This is a genomic window from Actinotignum saccati (genome assembly GCF_051265055.1).
GTDB lineage: Bacteria > Actinomycetota > Actinomycetes > Actinomycetales > Actinomycetaceae > Actinotignum.
On the sequence record NZ_JBOZCC010000001.1, the window covers coordinates 187,178 to 208,877 of the forward strand.

Genomic DNA, 21,700 nt, shown 5'->3' on the forward strand with positions numbered 1-21,700 from the left:
GCATGAAGGAACTAGCCCGCCGCTGGAAGGCCGCGCAGCCGCACGTACGGCGCGTGCGCACCATGGCGATTATCTTCTTCTTCGCGCTGGGGATCCTCGGGGTACGGCTCATCGACTTGCAATTCATTCGCGCCGATGCCCTGGCTGCCTCGGCGGATGCTTTCCGCACCCGTACCTACACCCTGCAGGCCAAACGGGGCGATATCGTGGACGCTAACGGGGCGGTTCTCGCCACCTCCGTGGAGCGCTATAACGTGGGCGTCAACCAGAATCTCATCGGCTCCTATCGGCACTACCAAACCGATGAGAACGGTGACTACGTTCTGGATGCCAATGACCAGCTCATCGTGGAAGGCACCGGGGCAGCAGAAGCCGCGAAAGTACTCGCCCCCCTGCTCGGCGTGGATCGGGCGGAACTGGGAGGCACCCTCCTGGGCGGTGAGAAGAAATCCACTTTCGTGTATATTGCCCGGGATATTTCGCCAGAGAAGTGGCGGGAAATCAACGCGCTGGGAATTCCGGGAATCGAACCCGAACAGTTCATGAAACGCGAGTACCCCAATGGTTCGGTGGCCGGAAATGTGCTCGGCTACGTGGGGGAAACCGCGGACAACCCGGTGCCCACCGGCCAGGCCGGGATTGAGCGCACCCTCAATGATGCCCTTTCTGGCACGGATGGGCGCCTGACGGTGCAAACCGCCGGAGGCGGCGCCGTCGTACCGAATGGGAAAACGGAACGCGTGGATCCGGTCAATGGTGCGAGCGTGAAACTCACCATCGACCGTGATCTGCAAAACGCCCTCATGGAGTCTCTCGACGCTTCGGTGGACGCCAATGCCGCGGACTGGGGCGCCGCCGTTGTTATCGAAGTGGGGACGGGGCGGGTGCTTGCCCTGGCTGATTCCCATGCCCCTGATCCTTCGCGCCTCCAGGAAGCGAATCCGGATTCCTGGGGTTCGCGCGCCGTGCAGGCGCCGGTCGAGCCGGGCTCCTCCGGTAAGCTCCCCACCTTCACGGCGGCCATCGATACTGGCACCGTCACCCCGCTCACCCAGTTCACGGTGCCGGACACCATCACCATGCCCAATGGTGAAAGCATTTCCGATAACGACCCGCATCCCACCCAGGGCATGACGGTGGCGGGGATTCTGGCCCAGTCCTATAACACCGGGCTCGTCCAGATCGGTGACACCGTGGACGATAACGTGCGCTATGACTATATGCGCAGCTACGGGCTGGGAAGCCCCACCGGGATCGAATTACCGGCCGAATCGAGCGGAATTTTGCGCCCGCCGGAGCAATGGGGCCAGCGTGACCGCTACACCACCATGTTCGGGCAGGGCTGGGCGGCCACCACCGTGCAACTCGCTCAGATCGGGGCCACCATCGCCAACGGGGGAGTTTATATCCCGCTCCATGTGGTGGACTCGACCACCGACGCCAGTGGACGCACCACTCCCACCGTTCCCGGGGAAAGCCACCGCGTCATGAGCGAGGAATCCTCGCGCACCATGATGAATATGATGCAGGCGGTCACCAATAACCAATCCACCGGATGGCGCGGTAAAGTCCCTGGCTACAACGTGGCTGGCAAAACCGGTACCGCCCAGGTTCCGGACGCTAACGGAAACCTCACCCGCCGCGTAGGTACCTTTATTGCGGCCATCCCGGCTGAAGACCCGCAGATAGCGGTGGCGATAGCGGTCTACGGCGGGGCCGGGGCCGGGTACGGTGGGGATACGGCGGTGCCCGTTTTCGCGAACTTCGCACCCTTCGCGATGCGGCACCTGGGCGTCCCGCCCAGCACCGTTCCCCTCTTCAAATATCCGTGGTTCTCATCGGAGGTAGGCAACTAGTGAGTGACGAATTCCCTCTTCCGCAGGTGCGTCCGGTGGCGCTTAGTGAGCTTCCCGAGCTTCTCGAGGTGGATGGCGCCGGTTGCGAGGCCCCGCAGACCACCGTGACTTCCGTGACCGCCGTTAGTTCCGTGACCGCCGATTCGCGCGCGGTGCAGGACGGGGCGCTTTTCGCCGCGCTGCCCGGCGCCCACGCCCACGGGGCGCGCTTTGCCCCCCAGGCGGCGCAACGGGGCGCACGCGCCATCCTCACCGACGCTGCCGGGGCCGCTCTCATCGCGCAGGCCGGGGTGGAGCTTCCGCTCCTCGTGGTGGAGGATCCGGCCGCGCACCTGGGCGCGATTGCGGCCCGCATTTACGGGGAACCGGCCGAACACCTGCGGAGTTTCGCGGTGACCGGCACCAACGGAAAAACGACGACGACGTACCTCCTGGACGGCCTGCTTACCGCGCTGGATCGCACTACCGGGCTAGTGGGAACCGTGGAAACAAAAATTGCGGACCTGTGCGCCCCGGCGCATTTGACCACGCCCATGCCCGCGGATCTGCAAGCATTGCTCGCCCTCCTGGTGGAACGGGGCGGGACGGATGTATCCATGGAAGTCTCCTCCCACGCGCTGGCCCAGCACCGTACCAGCCCCGTGGTCTTCAGCGTGGCCGGATTTACTAACCTCACCCGGGACCACCTCGATTACCACCGCACCATGGAAAACTACTACCAGGCCAAACGCAGCCTCTTCACCTCGGAGTGCTCACGGCGGGCGGTTATTACCGTTGATGATGAGTGGGGCAGGCGCCTGGCGGGTGAAACCGAGGTTCCCACCGTGGCCCTCGCCGTGTTCTCTCAGCTTGAGGGTAGGAGTGGGTACCAGGTGCGCGATATCGAGCGCGGCCCGGTCACCTCCTTCACCCTGGCCCATAGCGACGGCTGGGAGATGACGGTGCGCACCGGCCTGCCCGGAGATTTCAATATCGCCAATACGGCGCTTGCCGTGGCCATGGTGCTGGAAAGCGGGGCGGATCGCGGCGCCGTTGGCGCCGTAGTAAGTGCCGGGCTCACACCGCAAGTTCCCGGTCGTATGGAAGTGGTGGGGGCCGCGCCGCGCGTCGTCGTTGATTTTGCGCATAATACCGCGGCGCTGCGCCTAGCGATCAATGCCCTGCGCCCCACCACCAGCGGTCAGCTCATCGTGGTGACCGGAAGCGCCGGGGAACGCGATGTGGACAAACGCCCCGAGATGGGGAGGGCGGTGGCCGAACTGGCCGACGTCGTTTACATCACGGACGACGATCCGCATGAAGAAGATCCCGCACCGATCCGCGCCGCACTCCTGGACGGGGCCCGCAGCGCGCACAGCCCCGCCCGCATCGTGGAGATAGCTGATCGCGCCACCGCCATGCGCACCGCTATCAGAGATGCGGCAGCGGAAGATACCGTGCTGCTGGCCGGGCGCGGGCACGAAACTTATCAACCGGTGGCCGGGGGGCGTAACATTCCGCTGGACGACCGCGAGGTAGCGCGGGCGGCGCTCGCTGAGCGCGCTCGGAGCGTTGGCCGGGGGAGCCGTGCCGACAGCGCTGACTGGGCTGACCGCGCTGACCGGGGCGATTGCTCCGACCGCACTAACCGGATCGCCCTCGACAAAAACACGCAAGAAGAGAAAGACACGCAATGATTTCCATGTCCTCCGCGGAGGTTATCGCCGCCGTCGGCGGGACCGCGCTCGTACCGTTGTGCGATACCGAGGTCACCGCGGCGGTTATCGATACCCGCGCCATCACGCCCGGTGCGCTTTTTGCCGCCGTGAAAGGCGCGCGCGTGGACGCGAATACCCTGAGCGGCCAGGCGCGCGCGGCAGGGGCCAGCCTCATTCTCACCGAAGATGGCCAGGCCGCCCGCGCCGGCGGCGCCGAAGCTGAGCGCATTATCGTGGTCGATGATATTCCCGCGGCACTCGGACGCCTGGCCCGGCACAACCTTGAGCTGGCCCGCCAAATCAACCCCGACTTGCGAGTTATCGCGGTGACCGGCAGCGTCGGGAAAACCACTACCAAGGATCTTCTCGCCGCCATATGCCGGGAACGGGGGGACGTGGTTGCCCCACCCGGATCGCTCAATAACGAAATTGGCTTGCCGCTCACGGTGCTCCGTGTGGGAGCGAACACCGCCACCCTGGTGGCGGAAATGGGCGCCGACCATATTGGCAACCTCGCCTACCTCACCTCCATCGCACCCCCGGATATCGCCGTGGTGCTGGTGGTTGCCCGCGCGCACCTGGGCGAATTTGGTGGCATCGAGAACGTGGCGCGCGCCAAGGCAGAACTCGTGGAAGGCCTGCGCGAGGACGGCATCGCTATCCTCAACGCCGATGATCCGCGAGTGGCCGCCATGGCCGGGCAGGTCGCGAGCGGCCGGGTACGCACCTTTGGGCGCGTGCACCCGGCAGACGTGACAGCAAGCGACATCACCCTCGGAAGTGACGGTCGGGCCAGTTTCACGCTCCACATGAACGACGGCGCAGCTAGCCCCGCGCCATCCGCGCCGTACACGTTGCCCGCGCCGTCCGCCCCGTCGGACCTGTCTGCGCCGTCCGCCCCGTGCACCTCAACTATCAACCTTGGACTCGTGGGAGAACACCAGGTCATGAACGCGCTCGCGGCGGCCACCGCCGCGGCCGCCGCAGGGGTCAGCCTGCCCGCCATTGTGGCCGGACTATCCAGCGGACCCGTCAGCGCCCACCGTATGGATGTATTCCGCCGCGGTTCCACCCTCATCATCGACGACTCCTACAATGCCAACCCGGATTCCATGCGCGCCGGCATCGCCGCGCTCGGGCAGCTCGGAAGCGGGCGCAAAGCCGCAATTCTCGGCGATATGCTCGAACTCGGCGATGCTTCACGCGAAGAACACCTCGCCCTCCTTCCGGCCCTGGAAGACGCCGGGGTGAGCCTCCTCATCGCGGTAGGTCCCCAGATGGCGGCACTCGCGGAAGCAGCCCGTGACGCCGGTATCACCGCCCGCGCCGTCGGCGCGTGGGAGGAAGCCGAGGCGGCGCTCTTCGATATGCTCAGTGAGGATGGGGCACTCCTCATCAAAGGTTCGCACGGTTCGGGCGTGTGGCATATCGCCACGCGCCTCAAGGGGGAATAGTGCTCGCGCTTATTATCGCTTTTGCGGTCTCGCTTCTCGTCACCCTATTCGGGACCCCGCTTCTCATCCGTTTCCTCGTGCGCAAGCAATTCGGCCAATTCATCCGCCAGGACGGCCCCACCTCGCACCTCGTCAAGCGCGGCACCCCCACCATGGGAGGCCTGGCCATCGTGGCAGCGGTTGTTATCGGTTACCTGGTGGGCAATATCGGGGCGGGGCGCAGCCCGGGAATGTCCGGAATCCTCCTCCTCGGCCTAATGATCGGCATGGCGGGTGTGGGCTTCGCCGATGATTTCACCAAGATATCCCGCAAACAAAGCCTGGGGCTCACCCCCTGGGCGAAAATCGCCGGTCTGGGGATTGTCGGCGTCGCCTTCGCGGTGCTTTCCCTCATGTTCGCGGATGAAAACAACCGAACCCCGGCATCCATGCGCATTTCCCACGTGCGCGATACCGGCCTGAGTCTCGCCTTCGCCGGTACCGCCGTCGGCATTATTCTCTTCATTATCTGGGCGAATTTCCTTATCACCGCCTGGTCCAATGCCGTTAACCTCACCGATGGTCTCGACGGCCTATCCACCGGTGCCTCCATCATCGCCTTCGGGGTCTACACCCTCATCACCATGTGGCAAAGCAACCACCCCTGCTACGGGCTCGTGGACGCCGCCCCCGGGTGCTACCCCATCCGTGACCCGCGCGATCTCAATATCATCGCGGTGGCCCTCGTCGGGGCACTGATCGGATTCCTCTGGTGGAACACTTCGCCGGCCCAGATCTTCATGGGGGATACCGGTTCCCTCGCCCTGGGCGGCGTCTTCGCGGGAATGTCCATCTACACCCACACCGAATTCCTCGCCGTGCTCATCGGCGGTCTCTACCTCCTGGAAGTCATCTCCGACGTAGTCCAAGTGGGCGTCTTCAAAATGACACGAAAACGGGTATTCCGCATGGCACCCATCCACCACCATTTCGAACTCAAAGGGTGGAACGAAGTCACGGTTGTGGTGCGCTTCTGGGTGATCCAAGCCCTGTGCGGCTTTATCGCCCTGGGTATTTTTTACGCTGAGTGGTTGATGCAAAGATGAGTGAGTGGCAACATCCGGGCGCGGCGGAACTGGCAGGGCGCCGTATCGCCGTCGTCGGTTTAGGGAAATCAGGGCGGGCCTGCGCGCGGGCACTGACCGAGCTCACCGAGGCGCGCGTGAGCGTATGGGACGCCGATATCACTAAGCTCGGGGCCGTCACCGCGCTCCCCGTGGACACCGGCGGGAGCGACCCGACGCCGGCCGAACTGGCACGCAAAGTGCTGGCCTGGCGGCCCGACGTCATCATCCCCGCACCCGCCATACCCGAAATCGGCCCGCTTTTTGCCACGGCCGCCGACCACGGTATCGAATTGTGGTCAGAAATTGAACTTGCCTGGCGCCTGCGCACCCATGACGGTGCGGGGCACGCCGCCCCGTGGCTCGCCGTCACAGGCACCAATGGCAAAACCACCACGGTGACCATGGCGGCCCATATTTTGCGCGCCGCGCACCTAGGAGCCGAACCCATCGGGAACGTCGGCAATCCCGCCGTCACCGCCGTGAGCGCCACCGGCCCGGACGCCCCGCGTGCCTTCGCCCTGGAGCTTTCCTCCTTCCAGCTGCGCACCACTCACACCATGGAGCCGGCCGCCAGCATCTGCCTCAATATCGCCGACGACCACCTCGAATGGCACGGCAGCCGCGCCGCCTACGCCGCCGCGAAAGCCCGTATTTACGAACATGTGCGCACCGCCGCGGTGTACCCGGTGGGCGATAGCACCGTCCACAGCATGGTCGATAACGCGGACGTGCGCGAAGGAGCGCGCGCCATCGGCATCACCACCGGCATTCCCGCCGTCGGGCAGATCGGTATCGTGGACGGCCTCATTGTGGACCGTGCCTACGGAAAGCAACGGTGGACTAGCGCCGTGGAGATTGCTTCGTTGCACGACGTCGCCCAACTGGCTCCCACGACTGCGGCGCTGCCGCGCCACCTCATCTGGGACGCCCTGGCTGCCGTGGCGCTCACTCGGGCCATTGATATTCCCGCGGAGGTGGTGCGCGCCGGCCTCCAGCATATGCGCCCGGGCCACCACCGTATCGAAACGGTGAGTGAACGCGCCGGGGTGCGCTACGTGGACGATTCCAAAGCCACCAATGCCCACGCCGCCCTCGCCTCCGTCTCCGCGCTGGCCGAAGGTACCTGCGTGTGGATTGTGGGTGGGCAACCCAAGGGCGCCCGCTTTGAATCCCTCGTGGCACAGGTGCGGGACAAGCTGCGCGCCGTCGTCGTTATTGGCGTGAACCAAGAACCCTGGCACGCGGCCCTGGACGGAGCTAACCTCCCCGTCACCTATATCGATCCGGCGGCTTCCGAACCCATGGCGCGCGCGGTGCTGGCTGCCTCGCGCTACGCACAGGCGGGAGACACCGTTATGCTGGCTCCCGCCAGTGCCTCCATGGACCAATTCACCTCCTACGCGGATCGCGGCGACCGCTTCGCCGCGGCCGTGCGCGCCCTGCCCGCCCCGTCGGAAGGTAGTGCTGTAACGGGGGATGCTGCCCCGGAAGCGGGCAGCACTTCGGCGGGCGCCGGTGCCCCGACGGAGGCGACGGTGCAGGATAACGGTGCACCGGATAGCTCCACGGAGGCGCGTCATGCGTGAGCGGACCGAGAAGCCGCAGGCACCGAGCGTCCCGGAGGAACGCGTGCGCAATGTCATGCACCGTTCCATCCTCCTCCTCGTGGTGGCCACCGCGATTCTCACCCTCCTCGGGCTCCTCATGGTGTTTTCCGCCATTACTCCCGGGGCGGTGCGGGCCGAATACGAAGACGGCCCCAACCTGTTCCGCTCCGCCTACCTCCAGATGGCCTACGCCGCCATTGGCACCGTTTTGGCGGTGATCTGCGCGCGTATTCCCCTCGCTGTTTTCCAGCGCCTGTGGGGCCTGGCCCTCGGCTTCGGGATCCTTTTGCAGCTCCTCGTGCTCAGCCCGCTGGGTGCCTCCGTTGCCGGTAACCGCAACTGGATTGCCTTCGGCCCCATCCGGCTCCAGCCCTCCGAATTCCTCAAACTCGCCATGGTGGTGGCCCTGGCCGCGGTGCTCGGGCGCATGGTGCAAGGCGCCCACTTCCAGCTCTCCGATTGGAGCGGCCCCATTGCCATCACCGGCGCGTCCATCGGCGCGGTGCTCGTGGGTGGCGATATGGGAACCGCTCTCATCTTCCTCCTCATCGGCGTGGGAATGTTATGGATGGCCGGCTTCCCGGGCCGCTATTTCCTTATCAGCGGGGCGCTGGGCTTCTTCCTCGTCGTCGTGCTTATTTTCTCCAGCCGGTCGCGCATCACCCGCATCCAAGACTTCTTCCAAAATCTCTTCACGCTTCCCACCGGGCAAACACCCTCCCAGGCTGATTACGCGCTCTGGGCTTTCGGCTCCGGGGGGCCGGGCGGCTCCGGCCTGGGCACCGGAATTGAAAAATGGCCCGGGAACCTCGCCGAAGCACATACCGACTTCATCTTCGCGGTGGTGGGAGAAGAACTCGGCTTCTTCGGATGCGCCGTCGTCATCGTGCTGCTCGGCACCATCGGCTACGCTCTTCTCACCATTTGCATGTACCACCCGCACCGTTTCGGCCGTTTCGTTGCCGGGGGAGCTACCCTGTGGCTATGCGGACAGGCCGTGGCAAATATGTTCGTCGTCACAGGCCTGCTGCCCGTTTTCGGAGTGCCGCTGCCCTTCATGAGCCAGGGCGGCTCCTCCGTGATCTCCTGCCTCATGGCGGTGGGAGTTTGCGTGGCCGCAGCCCTGGCGGTTCCGGGCGTGAAAGAATCGTTCCGGCGCTCCAGCTCACTCGCGGGCCGGGTGCGCGCAGTTATCAGGAGGACCTCGTGACACTAGTGCTCGCCGGCGGGGGAACCGCCGGGCACGTCAATCCACTACTGGCCACCGCCCACGAACTCGCCGGGCGCGGGCACCGTATCCTCGTGGTCGGCACCGCCACCGGTATGGAAAAAGACCTCGTTCCCGCCAGCGGCTTCGATTTCGCCACCGTGGAACGCGCACCGTTCCCGCGCCGTCCCGATAAGGACGCGCTACGTTTCCCCTTGGCTTTCCCGCGGGCGGTGCGCCAAGCCCGCCGTATCCTCACCGCGGCCAGAGCCGAGCTGGCAGTTGGTTTCGGAGGTTTCGCCTCCACCCCCATCTACGCCGCTGCGCGCCGGGCCGACATCCCGGTAGTGGTGCACGAACAAAACGCACTGCCGGGCCTGGCCAACAAACTCGGGGCACGGGGCGCGGCCGCCGTCGCCCTCACCTTCCCCTCCACACCGCTGCGCGCCACGCGCGGCATCACCCGCACCGTCGGTCTGCCGCTACGCCCCGCCATCGCGGCCCTGGCCAGCGCCGATAGGGCAGCAGCACGCACCGCCGCCGCGGCGCGCCTCGGCCTGGATCCCGGGCTTCCCACCCTCGTGGTCACCGGGGGTTCCCTGGGCGCCGCCCACCTCAATGACGTGATGACCGCAGCCGCCCCCCGCTGCGCCGCCACCGGCGTGCAGGTACTCCACCTCACCGGTCGGGGTAAAGCCGCCGCGGCCCAGCGCACCGCATCCACCATCCCCAGCTATCACGTGCTTGAATACCTGGAAGAAATGGAACTCGCTTACGCGGTGGCTGACACCGTGGTGTGCCGCGCCGGGGCCGGTACCGTCGCGGAAGTTTCGGCCTTGGGTATCCCCGCCGTCTTCGTTCCGCTCCCCATCGGGAACGGGGAACAGGCGCGCAACGCCGCGGACGTGGTGGCTGCCGGCGGGGCGTTGCTCATCCCCAATGCCCAGTTCAACGCGGATTCGGTGAGCACCGTATTGGACATCGTCACCGATGCGTCCACCCGCACCCGCATGGCCCAAGCCTCGCGCGCCATCTGCCCGGCCGACGGCGCGGCCCGGCTCGCCGATCTTATCGAGGAGGTTCTCAGGTGACACATATCCATCTCATCGGCATCGGCGGGGCGGGCATGAGCGTGATCGCCGATCTGCTCCACGCCGAAGGCTGGACCGTGACCGGCTCCGACGCCCGCGCCTCGGCCACCACGGAGCGCCTGGCGGATTCCGGCATCACCCTGTGGATCGGAACGGAACCGGAGCGCCTCAGCGCCGATACCCTCGTGGCGGTCTCTTCCGCCATCCGGGAAGATAACCCCGAGCTCGCGCGGGCCCGCCAGCTCGGTGCTCGCGTCATCCACCGTTCTCAAGCCCTCGCCCTCGCGAGCGGGGATCGTGATTTTGTGGCGGTGGCCGGCGCGCACGGGAAAACCACCACGTCGGCGATGCTGGCGGTGGCACTGGAGGAAGCCGGCCAGGCACCGTCTTGGGCGATTGGCGGGAGCGTGCGCGGGCACGGCTCCGGAGGCCACCTGGGCACCGGGAAGGTTCTCGTTGCCGAAGCCGATGAATCCGATGCTTCCTTCCTCAACTACCGACCCCGTATCGCCCTGGTCACCAACGTCGAACCCGATCACCTCGACCATTACGGCAGCCGGGAAGCTTTCGAAGAAGCCTTCGCGGAATTCGCGCGCTGCATCGTCCCCGGCGGGCTCCTCATCGTGTGCGGCGACGACGCAGGTGCGGCCCGCCTGGGCGCTCAAGCGGTAAGCGAAGGTATCCGGGTGGTCAGCTACGGGCGTGGCGCCGCGCTCTCCGGCGTGGAAGCTCACGTGGCGCTCGAGGACGGGGCACTACGGTGCGGGGAAAGCCGCGCCCCGCTCTCCCTCCAGGTTCCCGGATCCCACAACGAACTCAACGCGGCCGGAGCGGCCGCCGCCGGCATGGAGCTGGGCGTGAGCCTGGCGGATATGGCGCGCGGCCTGGCGGCTTTTACCGGAACGGGGCGGCGTTTTGAGCTGCGCGGCGAGGCTGGGGGAGTGCGACTCTTCGATGATTACGCCCACCATCCCACCGAAGTGGAAGCCACCTTGCGCGCCGCCCGCGCCGAGGCCGGGCAGGGCAGCGTGCGAGTTCTCTTCCAACCGCACCTGTATTCGCGCACCCGCAATTTCGCGGATCGTTTCGCCACCGCTCTCGAACTGGCCGATACCGCCATTGTTACCGCCGTATACGGGGCCCGCGAAACGCCCTTCGACGGTATCGAAGGCGATATGATCACCTCCCGCATGGGAAACGCCGGGCATTTTATAGCCGATAAACACGAGGCCGCGCGGGCGCTCGCAAAAAGCGCGAAGCCGGGAGATCTGCTCCTCACCATGGGCGCCGGCGACGTGACCGCGCTGGGCCCCGAAATTCTGGCGGCGCTAGGGGAGGGGACGGCGCGGTGAAAGAACCATCCCGGCGCCGCTCCGCGCGCGATATCAATCCGCACGCGGAGATCACCTACGTTCCCACCGCAGCCACCGCCCCGGTGGTGTACGACGACGGCGACGCCCCGCTAGCCGACCTAGGGAGCACCACCACGGTATCCCTGGACGAGCGCCTCGAAGAAAAAGCTTCCGAGAAACGCCGGGTACGCTGGCGGCGCCTCGGGGTGGTCGGTGCGGTACTCGCCGCGCTTGCCGCACTGGCCTGGGTGATTTTCTTTAGCCCGCTGCTGGCCTTGCGAGCCAGCGATATTACCGTCTCGGGTATCCCCGCGAACGCGGCGGTGACGGCGGAAGACGTCACCGCCGCCCTCGCCGAACGCTCGGGAATCCCGCTCCCACGCCTGGATACCGAAGTTCTCGCCACTGACCTGAGCACTCAATTCCCACCTATCAAAGAAGCGCAGCTGCACCGCAGCTACCTCCACGGACTCGAGGTCACCCTCACCGTACGTGAACCGGTGGCCTGCCTGGTGGGCAAAGGAGCATGCTCCGCCATGGATCGGGACGGTGTGAGCTTCCCGGTTCTCCCCGAGGTGGAAGCCAGTCTCCCGCGCGTGAGCCTGAGCCCCGGGCCGGCCACCCGCTCCGAGGATGGTAGTGACGGCCCTGGTATCCGCATCGCCCTTGATGTGCTGGCCAGCCTCAAGGACGATGTGCGGGCTCAGGTAGCCGGGGTGTCAGTGAGCGATAGCGGGCGGGTCGGACTCGATCTCAACTCCGGGCAGAAGGTGATCTGGGGGGATGCCCAGCGCTCCGATTTGAAAGCGGCAGCACTGGCCACTGTGATTACCGTTCCTGGCCAGGTGTACGACGTGTCAGAGCCCACCGCCGTCGTCGTTCATTAATCCTGAACCACTCGGCTACCGCACCGTTCCACGGCGCCGCTGTACCGTTCCGTACGAATCGCGCACCGTTCCACGCAATTCCCGCACCCCTCGACCTCGCCGCCGCACCGTTCCACCCGTTTTCCACTCGGCGGCGCACATCACTTCGCAACACACCAGCGCGGGGAATTGCACCGTTGTCATTCACCTACTATCTTTTCCGCGAAGTCAGGAACGAAAAACCTCAAGTTTTACTTGAGGTTCGGGAGGAAAACTCATGGCCGTAGTCAATAACGCCGCCAATATCAAAGTCATCGGGGTCGGCGGGGGCGGTGTCAACGCTGTTGACCGCATGATTCAAGACGGACTTGCCGGTGTGGAATTTATTGCCGTTAACACCGACGGGCAGTCCCTGGTGAAATCCGAAGCGGAAACCAAACTCGATATTGGCCGCGAGGTTTCTAAGGGTCTGGGTGCGGGTGCGGATCCCTCGGTGGGCAAGCGCGCCGCGGAAGAAAACGTGGAAGTTATCCAAAGCGCCCTCGAAGGTGCGGATATGGTGTTCGTCACTGCCGGTGAAGGTGGGGGAACCGGCACCGGTGCCGCCCCCGTGGTTGCCAAAGTGGCTCGGGATCTGGGAGCGCTGACTGTCGGCGTCGTGACCCGCCCCTTTGAATTTGAAGGCGCCCAGCGCGCCAATAACGCCTCTATGGGTATTGCGGAACTGCGCCAAGCGGTGGATACCCTCATTGTTATCCCCAATGATCGCCTCCTGGAGATCGCCGAAGAAGACCTCACCATTATTGAGGCCTACCACCTCGCCGATGAGGTGCTGCGCTCGGGCGTCAAGGGAATTTCGGATCTTATTACCATTCCGGGCCTGGTCAACCTCGACTTCGCGGACGTCAAGGCCATTATGAAGGACGCGGGCACCGCCCTCATGGGTATCGGCTCGGCCTCCGGTGAAGATCGGGCGGTGCGCGCCACCGAAAGCGCTATCTCCTCCCCGCTGCTGGAAGCCTCTATCGACGGTGCACACGGCGTACTTATTTCCTTCCTGGCCGGCGCGGACTTCGGCATGAAGGAACTTGCCTCCGCCTCCAAGATGGTCAAGGAAGCGGTGGATCCGAACGCGAATATTATCGTCGGCCAGATTATCGATGAATCCCTCGGCGACGAGGTGCGCGTGACGGTGATTGCCGCGGGCTTCGATGAGGCGCGCGACCACCTGCTGCAGATGGATGGCGTGCCCGCCGGGCACGATACCGTGGAACCTATTGAGGACCTGGCCACGGTGGAACCCGAACCGGAAGTTGAAGCTGTGGCGAGCCCGGCTCATCCGGTGGCCACCCCCACCTATGCGTCGGCTCAGCCTGAAGCGCAGCCGGCGGCGCAGCGCCCGGGAACCCACCGCGCCATCCCGCCGCGGGTGGAAGAACCCCAGCGCTCCGATCTGGATATCCCCTCCTTCCTCTTCGAGGAAAACTAGGGGAAACCGTGGGAAACTGCGGGAAACCCCGGAAAGCTCGAAAACTCAGGGAAGCATAGGGCATAGGAAACTCAGGCATCAATGACTCGTAGCGCGCTGGTGGAGTGGGTGGCGGATATCTCCGTGCCCGGTGGCCGCATCCGGGCGGGATTCACATCCCGCGCCGGTGGGGTATCCCGCGCTCCTTTTGCGGGCCTCAATGTGGCCCACCACGTCGGGGATGACCCCGCCGCCGTGGAGCGTAACCGAGCTCTCCTGGCAGAGCAGATCGGGCAGCGCCCCGTCTATATGGACCAGGTGCACGGGGACCACCTTGAAGATGCCGGCGTTCTGACTTCCGCCGGCACCTTCGTGGCCCCCGGCACCGACGGCCTCCTCATTGACATCCCGCTTAGCTCGGGCGCCGCACCGGTACCAAGGGGCGCTGCCGCGGTGGTCATGGTGGCCGATTGCCTCCCGCTGCTCCTGGTGGCGCAGGATCGCCCTGCCGGGGCAGCCGTCCATGTGGGCCGGCGCGGGCTGGAGGCCGGTATCGGGCCGGCCGCGGCGCGCGCCCTCGGGCCGGAGCACCTCATCGCCTACCTTGGCCCGTCCATCTGCGGGCGTTGCTACGAAGTGCCCGAGGAGCTCCGGGATAGCGTTTCCGCGCGCATCCCCGAAGCCGCCGGGCGCACCGCCTGGGGCACGCCCTCCCTCGATATCGCGGCCGGGCTCACCGCCCAGCTGCGCGCCGTCGGTGTGCGTGAGATTCACGTCAGTCCTCAGTGCACCCGCGAAGATCCAGATTTTTATTCTTACCGACGTGCGTCGCGCACCGGCCGCTTCGCCGGCGTCATCGCGGTGGACTGCGATACCCCCCGCGGCGCGCCGTGCTGACAAGGCCGGGCGCGTGGCCTAACGTAAAACGAGAACAGCGAGAAGGGTTGGCTGCTATGGGAATGTTCCAGCGTTTTGTCTCCAAGGCAACGCTTAACGACGACGAGTACCTGGATTACCAGGACGACGCCGATTACTACGAAGATGATTACGAGGCCGAAGCGGAAAGCCCCGTCAGCGAAATTCACGCTGTGGAGCAGCCCGTGGACATCGCCCGTATCATCACCGCCAAGCCGCGTTCCTTCACCGAGGTGCGAGGCTTCGCCGAACAATTCCGCGACGGCCTGCCCGTCATTATCAACCTGGCGGAAGCCGACGACGTTGCACGCAATCGCATTGTCGATTTCGCCACCGGGATCTGCTTCGGACTGCACGGGGATCTCAATAAGATTTCCGCGGATGTCCTGCTCATGACCCCGCGCACCGTCCGCATGGAAAACCAGCGCCCGGAGTCGCGTGATTCGTTCTAATGGCAGTACTTGGAATCATTCTTTCCACCCTCATCAGCATCTATCTTCTGGTGCTGCTCGCGCGGGTGATTATTGATCTGGTGACCATTGCGGCGCGTGATTGGCGCCCCAGTGGCGCCCTTCTCGTTATCGTTAATATCGTCTACGCACTTACGGACCCGATTCTCAATCTGGTGCGCAAAATCATCCCGCCCCTGCGGTTGGGAGGCATCGCGATTGACATCGGTTTCATCGTTGTTTTTATCGTGCTTCAAATCCTCAATGGGATAATTTTACGTATCTTTGTCTCGTAGTTCGCCCAGATGAGGTAGGCTTTATCCGAGAGCCGTGTGCTCATAACACAGCCGCGTGCTCTTAACACAGTTTCGTTACACTACTTGAGGTGAGAAATGGCAATGCTCACGGCACAGGATGTCATGGATGTCCGCTTTAAGCGCCCGGAAACCGCGGAGACCGGTTACGACGAGGTACAGGTCGATGAATTCCTTGACGCGATCTACGAAACCATCGTCGATTTGTCGAAGCAGCTCCAGGAAGCGGAGAATCGCGCCACCGTCGCCGAAGCGCGCGTGACCGAACTCCAGAACGGTTCGGGTGAAGAACCCGCAGCGCCGGACCAGGCCACAACCACCGCGTCCTTCGCTCAGCCCACCGGCACCGTTGGGGAACAGGCCGCCGCCGTGCTTCAGATGGCGCAGCAGACCTACGAAGAACTCGTGGCCCGCGGTGAAACCGAGAAGGCCCAGAAGATCCAGGATGCGGAAACCCGCAGCGCCAAGATCATCGAGGATGCCGAAGCCCAGTCCAACCGCACCCTGGCCCAGCTGGAGCAGGAACGCGGCCTGGTGGAGCGCAAGATCTCCGAGCTGCGTGACTTCGAGCGTGACTACCGCACGCGCCTGCACAGCTACCTGGAGACGCTGCTCGCCAACGTCGATTCTGGCGCGCAGGAACCCGAAGCTCGTAACTAGTGCGTATGGTGAGGCGAAGCACCTCGTGGTTCCTCATCCTCGTGGGGGCGCTGGCCGTGGTGGCCATCGACCAACTCACGAAGCAGTGGGCCATCGCTAACCTCAGCCAAACGGAGCGCATCGCCATTGTGGGGGATGCCCTCGGGCTGCACCTGGTCTTTAACCCGGGTGCAGCATTCTCACTGGGGGCAAATTCCACCCGCGTCATTACCGCCATCGCGCTTGTCGTGGTGCTTGCGGTTTTCCCCGTCCTCGCGGCACGGGTACGGCACCGTTGGATCGGCGTGGGCCTGGCCCTCATGTGGGGCGGCGCGGCCGGCAACCTCATCGACCGGATCTTCTTCGAGCCGGGTGGTTTCGCCGGGCACGTGGTCGATTTCATCGCCTACTTCGACTGGTTCGTGGGAAACGTGGCCGATATTGCACTGGTGGCCGGGGCCGTGATCATGATCGCTGTCGCGTTCTTTATGAACGACGGCGTAGCTCGGGCCAGCGCGGACTCTGGCTCCGTATCCGCATTAGGCTCCATGCCCGCACCCGGAAAGCCGGAGCGAGGCGAGTAGCATGTGGCGGACCTACCCGGTCACGGAAGAATTTAACGAGGCCCGTATCGACGCGGCCATCGCGCGACTGACCGGCCTCTCTCGCGCGGAAGTACAACGCCTCATCGATGCCGGGGATGTCCTCCTGGACGGCAGCCCGGTAGCGAAATCCCTCCGGCTGCACGCGCCGAGCATCCTGGAAATCAATATTCCTACCCCGCGCACCGTTGCCCCGCGCGGGGGAGATGTCACTATCCCCATCCTCTACGAAGATGCCGATCTGGTGGTGGTGGATAAACCGGCCGGCCTGGCGGCCCATCCCTCCCTCAATTTCACCGGCCCGGACGTGCTGGGCGCCCTCATGAATGCCGGGGTGCAGCTCTCCGCTTACGGTCCGTCCGAACGCAAGGGTATTGTGCACCGGCTGGATGTGGGCACCTCCGGGTGCATGGTGGTGGCGAAATCAGAACGCGCTTACGTGCTGCTCAAGGATGAGTTCCGCAACCGCGTTCCCGAAAAGATCTATCACGCCCTTGTGCAGGGGCATCCCGACCCGCTCTCCGGCACCGTGGACGCCCCCATCGGGCGCGATCCGCGCCACCAGTGGAAAATGGGGGTGCGGGCGGACGGGCGCCACTCCATCACCCACTACGACACCCTCGAAGCCATGGCCGGCGGCAGCCTCCTCCAGGTCCACCTGGAAACCGGGCGCACCCACCAGATCCGGGTGCATATGTCCGCCCTCGGCCACCCCTGCGTGGGGGACGCTACCTACGGGGCTGACCCGGGCCTGAGCGAAACCCTGGGGCTCACCCGCCAGTGGCTGCACGCCACCCGCCTCGGCTTCGAACACCCGGACGGCAGCTGGCGCGAATTCGAGGCACCCTACCCGGAAGACCTCGCCACAGCTCTCGAACGCATGCGTAAAGGAGTTTTTTCATGACGACGGCGCACGACGGCGCACCGCTGCACGGTGCGCCGCAACCCACCACCCCGCCGCCCGCCGCGCCAGATACCACCGTGCCGCAGCGCGGCGCCACCCAGCTGCGCTGGCTCGAGGGAGACCTGGAGCGGGCCCGCGCCCTGCGAGTGCAGGTCTTCTGCGGGGAACAGGGCGTGGAGCTTGAGGAAGAACTTGACGATATCGACGAACGCGCCCACCACGTCGTCGTCGAAAATAATGCTGGTGAAGCATTAGGTGCCGCGCGGGTATACGAAACCACTGAAGGCGTCGTACACCTGGGGCGGGTGTGCGTGACCAGTGCCGCGCGCGGGCTAGGCGTGGGGCGCTTCCTGTGCGAGGCGGCCGCCCAGGTGGCGCTGCGCGAATTTGGACACGCCGGGCAGGTGCGGATCGTCCTCGACGCCCAGGAGGACAAAATCGGCTTCTACCGGGCCCTCGGCTACGAACTTACCGCCCGCGCACCCTTCTTGGACGCGCGCATCTGGCACCGGGAAATGGCGCGGGTAGTGAGCGCTGGATAGACTAGGCCCCATGGCCGCTCCCTCAGATTTCGTTCACCTCCACACCCATACCGAATACTCCCTGCTGGACGGGGCGGCGAAAATCAAGCCGCTGGTGGCGCAGGCCGTCGCCCAAAACCAAAGCGCCCTGGCCATCACCGACCACGGCTACTGTTTCGGCGCCTACGAGTTTTACCGGGCCTGCAAGGATGCCGGCATCAAACCGATTATCGGGGTGGAAGCCTATATGACCCCGGGGACCTCGCGGTACTCGAGCAACCGGGTGCTGTGGGGGGATGAATCACAGCGCAGCGATGATGTCTCGGCGCGCGGGGCCTATACCCATATGACTTTGCTCGCCACCAATAACACCGGGATGCATAACCTCTTCCGGCTCGATTCGCGCGCTTCGCTGGAAGGCCAGATGGGCAAATGGCCCCGCATGGATATCGAGCTCCTTGAGGAGCTGCACGAAGGCCTTATCGGCACCGCCGGCTGCCCCTCCGGGGAAGTGCAAACCCGGTTGCGCCTGGGCCAGCATGCCGAAGCCCTTGAGGCCGCCGGGCGCATGCAGGAGATCTTCGGTAAAGAGAACTACTTCGTGGAAATCATGGACCACGATAATGAGATCGAGCGGCGCACCCGCAACGACCTGCTTGACCTTGCCAAGAAAATCAATGCGCCGCTGCTGGCCACCAATGATTCGCATTACGTGCGCGCGGAGGACCATTCCGTCCAGGACGCCATGCTCTGCATTAACTCCGGCTCCACCCTCCAGGATCCTAACCGTTTCAAATTCGATGGGCACGGTTATCACCTGCGCTCCACCGAAGAAATGTACAAGCTCTTCGGGGACCTGCCCGGGGCCATGGAAAACACCCTGCTGGTGGCCGAACGCTGCAATATCTCCTTCACCACCGCCGCCGAAGGCGCCAATTACATGCCGGTCTTCCCGGTGCCTGACGGGGAGGACATCACCTCCTGGTTCATTAAGGAAGTGGAACGCGGCCTGCATTCGCGCTACGGGGAACATATTCCCGATCACGTGCGCCAGCGCGCCAATTACGAGGTGGAAGTTATTGTCCAGATGGGCTTCCCCGGCTACTTCCTCGTGGTCTCCGATTACATCCTGTGGGCCAAACGCAATGGCATCCGGGTGGGGCCGGGGCGTGGCTCCGGGGCCGGCTCCATGGTGGCCTACGCGCTACATATCACCGAACTTGACCCCATCGAACACGGCCTCCTCTTCGAACGTTTCCTCAACCCGGAACGCGTATCCATGCCCGATATTGACGTGGACTTCGATGAACGCCGCCGCGGGGAAGTCATCGCCTACGTGGAAGATAAATACGGGCATGACAAAGTCTCCCAGGTGGTCACATTCGGCACCATTAAAACGAAGCAGGCCCTCAAGGACGCTTCCCGAGTACTCGGCTACCCCTTCGAAATGGGCGAACGCCTCACCAAGGCCCTCCCGCCCTCGGTCATGGGCAAAGACATCCCGCTTTCCGGCGTTTTCGATGAAAAGAATTCCCGCTATATGGAAGCCGGGGAATTCCGCGATATGGTCTCCACCGACGTGGATGCCAAACGCGTTTTCGACCTGGCCCAGGGCATCGAAGGCCTCACCCGCCAGTGGGGCGTGCACGCCTGCGCTATCCTCATGTCCTCCGTGCCCCTCACGGACGTGATCCCGGTGATGAAACGTCCGGCCGACGGCGCGGTCATCACCCAATTCGAATACCCCGAATGCGAGGACCTCGGCATCCTCAAAATGGACTTCCTGGGGCTTTCCAACCTCACCACCATTGAGGACGCCCTGGAAAATATCGTGGCGAATAATAAAGAGCCGCTCGATATTGATAATGTTCCCCTTGATGATGAGCGCACCTTCGAACTGCTCCAGCACGCCGATACCCTCGGTATTTTCCAGCTGGATGGCTCGGGAATGCGCACCCTGCTCAAGCAGATGAAACCCACCAACTTCGAGGACATTTCCGCCGTTTCGGCGCTCTATCGCCCCGGCCCCATGGGGATGAATTCCCACACCAATTACGCGCTGCGTAAGAACGGGCTGCAGAAAATCGAGGCGATCCACCCCGAGCTGGAGGAGATCCTCGAGCCGATTCTGGCCCCCACTTACGGCCTGATCGTCTATCAGGAACAGATCATGCAAATCGCCCGCACGGTGGCCGGCTTCACCATGGGCCAGGCAGATTCGCTGCGTAAAGCCATGGGCAAGAAGAAAAAAGACGTCATGGACAAGATGTACGTCGATTTCGAAGCCGGAATGGTGGCCCAGGGCTTTAGCAAGGACGCGGTGAAAACCCTGTGGGGCACCATGGAGCCCTTCGCGTCCTACGCGTTCAATAAATCCCATTCGGCCTGCTACGGCGTGATTTCCTACTGGACGGCCTACCTGAAAGCCCACTACCCGGTGGAATACATGGCGGCCCTCCTCACCTCCCGCAAAGACAATAAAGACAAAATGGCGGTCTACCTCGGGGAAGCCCGCCGCATGGGCATCAAAGTACTCGTGCCCGACGTCAACGAATCCCTGGCGAATTTCTCCGCCGTGGGGGAGGAGATCCGCTTCGGCCTCTCCGCGGTGCGTAACGTCGGCACGAAAGTTGTGGACGGCATTATTAGCGCCCGCGAAGAGAAGGGCGCTTTCACCTCCTTCCAGGACTTCCTCGACAAGGTCCCCCTCGAGGTCCTCAATAAGCGCAGCGTGGAATGCCTCGTGCGTGCCGGGGCTTTCGACTCCATGGGTTATACCCGCCGCGCCTTGCTCTCCAAAGTCGCCGAGGCGGTAGATGCCGTCGTCGCCCTAAAGAAAAATGAAGCGGTGGGGCAATTCGATTTGTTCGGCGGTTCGGAAATCGCCGGCGGGGTGGAAGTCGATATCCCCGAGCTTCCCGAATGGGATAAACGCGAAAAGCTCAACCTCGAGCGCGATATGCTCGGCCTGTATGTATCCGACCATCCGCTTTCGGGTATGGAACATATTTTGGACCGTGCGGCGGATACCACGGTGGTGCGTCTTTTGGACGACGACGCCGCAACGGACGGGCGGACTGTGACATTGGCCGGACTCGTGACAGCTGTCCAACCGCGCATCTCCAAGAAAAACGGGAAGATGTGGGCGACCATCGTCCTGGAAGATATGACGGGCAGTACCGAAATTAACTTCTTCCCGGCTACCTATCAGACCGTGGCCGGGCTGCTCGCCCCGGACCAGGTGGCGATTATTACCGCGCGCGTCTCGGATCGGGATGGCAATATCCAGCTTTCCGCCCAGGATATGAAAATCCCGAGCGGTGACCTGCTTCCGGATTCGCCCGTGGATGTGCAGCTGGCTGAACGTATCTGCACCCGCGATCTGCTCGGGCAGCTGAGTGACTTGCTGCGCACCTACCCGGGTAGCGCCCCGGTACGCCTCCATATCCAGCGCCCCGGGCGCACCTCGGTGGTGCAGGTGGGTCAGGAGTTTTACGTCAAACCCGAAGCGCGTTTCTTCTCCGATCTCAAGGTGCTCCTCGGGCGTAACTGCGTGGTGTCGTAGCGGCGCGACGGCGTTGCGAGGCGGGGCGCAGCGACTACGCGCCACCGGCGCGGCCGGTGGGCACGGTAGCTACGGGGTGGTGACGGC

Annotated in this window: 18 protein-coding genes; all 18 read left to right on the top strand. The window is 64.3% G+C overall.

The genetic code is table 11. The features are described from left to right. The first annotated feature begins 2 nt into the window (after nt 1-2). The 18 genes from ACRQEC_RS00740 (at nt 3) to dnaE (ending at nt 21,613) form a co-directional block, all read left to right on the top strand. Nucleotides 3-1,856: a peptidoglycan D,D-transpeptidase FtsI family protein gene (locus ACRQEC_RS00740; RefSeq protein WP_301574917.1), complete on the top strand. Its 1,854-nt coding sequence runs from the start codon at nt 3-5 to the stop codon at nt 1,854-1,856. Beyond that, nucleotides 1,856-3,532 carry a UDP-N-acetylmuramoyl-L-alanyl-D-glutamate--2,6-diaminopimelate ligase gene (locus ACRQEC_RS00745; RefSeq protein ID WP_301574916.1) on the top strand — a complete coding sequence of 559 codons (1,677 nt, stop codon included), beginning with the start codon at nt 1,856-1,858 and terminating at the stop codon, nt 3,530-3,532. Before ACRQEC_RS00740 ends, ACRQEC_RS00745 begins: the two co-directional genes overlap by 1 nt. After that, nucleotides 3,529-5,007 carry a UDP-N-acetylmuramoyl-tripeptide--D-alanyl-D-alanine ligase gene (locus ACRQEC_RS00750; RefSeq protein WP_284889618.1) on the top strand — a complete coding sequence of 493 codons (1,479 nt, stop codon included), beginning with the start codon at nt 3,529-3,531 and terminating at the stop codon, nt 5,005-5,007. Before ACRQEC_RS00745 ends, ACRQEC_RS00750 begins: the two co-directional genes overlap by 4 nt. Beyond that, nucleotides 5,007-6,092, top strand: a complete 1,086-nt coding sequence (gene mraY / locus ACRQEC_RS00755; RefSeq protein WP_016442544.1) for a phospho-N-acetylmuramoyl-pentapeptide-transferase — start codon at nt 5,007-5,009, stop codon at nt 6,090-6,092. The genes ACRQEC_RS00750 and mraY overlap by 1 nt, the downstream gene beginning before the upstream one ends. Further along, nucleotides 6,089-7,699, top strand: a complete 1,611-nt coding sequence (murD, locus tag ACRQEC_RS00760) for a UDP-N-acetylmuramoyl-L-alanine--D-glutamate ligase (protein ID WP_284889617.1) — start codon at nt 6,089-6,091, stop codon at nt 7,697-7,699. The genes mraY and murD overlap by 4 nt, the downstream gene beginning before the upstream one ends. Next, entirely contained in the window at nt 7,692-8,930 is a 1,239-nt protein-coding gene (locus ACRQEC_RS00765) for an FtsW/RodA/SpoVE family cell cycle protein (protein ID WP_284889616.1), read from the top strand. The genes murD and ACRQEC_RS00765 overlap by 8 nt, the downstream gene beginning before the upstream one ends. Next, nucleotides 8,927-10,018, top strand: coding sequence for an undecaprenyldiphospho-muramoylpentapeptide beta-N-acetylglucosaminyltransferase (gene murG, locus ACRQEC_RS00770; RefSeq protein WP_284889615.1), 1,092 nt, complete (start codon nt 8,927-8,929; stop codon nt 10,016-10,018). Before ACRQEC_RS00765 ends, murG begins: the two co-directional genes overlap by 4 nt. Further along, nucleotides 10,015-11,370: a UDP-N-acetylmuramate--L-alanine ligase gene (gene murC / locus ACRQEC_RS00775; RefSeq protein WP_284889614.1), complete on the top strand. Its 1,356-nt coding sequence runs from the start codon at nt 10,015-10,017 to the stop codon at nt 11,368-11,370. Before murG ends, murC begins: the two co-directional genes overlap by 4 nt. Next, nucleotides 11,367-12,257: a cell division protein FtsQ/DivIB gene (locus tag ACRQEC_RS00780; protein WP_284889613.1), complete on the top strand. Its 891-nt coding sequence runs from the start codon at nt 11,367-11,369 to the stop codon at nt 12,255-12,257. The genes murC and ACRQEC_RS00780 overlap by 4 nt, the downstream gene beginning before the upstream one ends. A 256-nt stretch (nt 12,258-12,513) precedes the next feature. Then, entirely contained in the window at nt 12,514-13,725 is a 1,212-nt protein-coding gene (gene ftsZ / locus ACRQEC_RS00785) for a cell division protein FtsZ (RefSeq protein ID WP_284889612.1), read from the top strand. A gap of 81 nt (nt 13,726-13,806) precedes the next feature. Continuing rightward, nucleotides 13,807-14,601, top strand: a complete 795-nt coding sequence (locus ACRQEC_RS00790) for a purine nucleoside phosphorylase YfiH/LACC1 family protein (protein ID WP_284889611.1) — start codon at nt 13,807-13,809, stop codon at nt 14,599-14,601. 62 nt (nt 14,602-14,663) lie between these two features. Further along, a complete protein-coding gene (locus ACRQEC_RS00795) occupies nt 14,664-15,071 on the top strand; it encodes a cell division protein SepF (RefSeq protein ID WP_284889610.1) in 408 nt (135 codons plus the stop codon). Next, nucleotides 15,071-15,364, top strand: coding sequence for a YggT family protein (locus tag ACRQEC_RS00800; RefSeq protein WP_016442553.1), 294 nt, complete (start codon nt 15,071-15,073; stop codon nt 15,362-15,364). Before ACRQEC_RS00795 ends, ACRQEC_RS00800 begins: the two co-directional genes overlap by 1 nt. A gap of 102 nt (nt 15,365-15,466) precedes the next feature. Then, on the top strand, nt 15,467-16,042 hold the full coding sequence (locus ACRQEC_RS00805; protein ID WP_284891192.1) for a DivIVA domain-containing protein: 576 nt from the start codon (nt 15,467-15,469) through the stop codon (nt 16,040-16,042). 5 nt (nt 16,043-16,047) lie between these two features. Next, the gene (gene lspA / locus ACRQEC_RS00810) at nt 16,048-16,605 is read left to right on the top strand and encodes a signal peptidase II (protein WP_284889608.1); all 558 of its coding nucleotides are present in this window, start codon (nt 16,048-16,050) and stop codon (nt 16,603-16,605) included. 1 nt (nt 16,606) lies between these two features. Next, the gene (locus ACRQEC_RS00815) at nt 16,607-17,527 is read left to right on the top strand and encodes an RluA family pseudouridine synthase (RefSeq protein WP_284889607.1); all 921 of its coding nucleotides are present in this window, start codon (nt 16,607-16,609) and stop codon (nt 17,525-17,527) included. Further along, complete coding sequence (locus ACRQEC_RS00820) at nt 17,524-18,069, top strand: GNAT family N-acetyltransferase (protein WP_284889606.1); 546 nt, start codon at nt 17,524-17,526, stop codon at nt 18,067-18,069. The genes ACRQEC_RS00815 and ACRQEC_RS00820 overlap by 4 nt, the downstream gene beginning before the upstream one ends. A gap of 10 nt (nt 18,070-18,079) precedes the next feature. Continuing rightward, entirely contained in the window at nt 18,080-21,613 is a 3,534-nt protein-coding gene (gene dnaE, locus ACRQEC_RS00825; protein ID WP_284889605.1) for a DNA polymerase III subunit alpha, read from the top strand. The last annotated feature ends 87 nt before the right edge of the window (nt 21,614-21,700 follow it).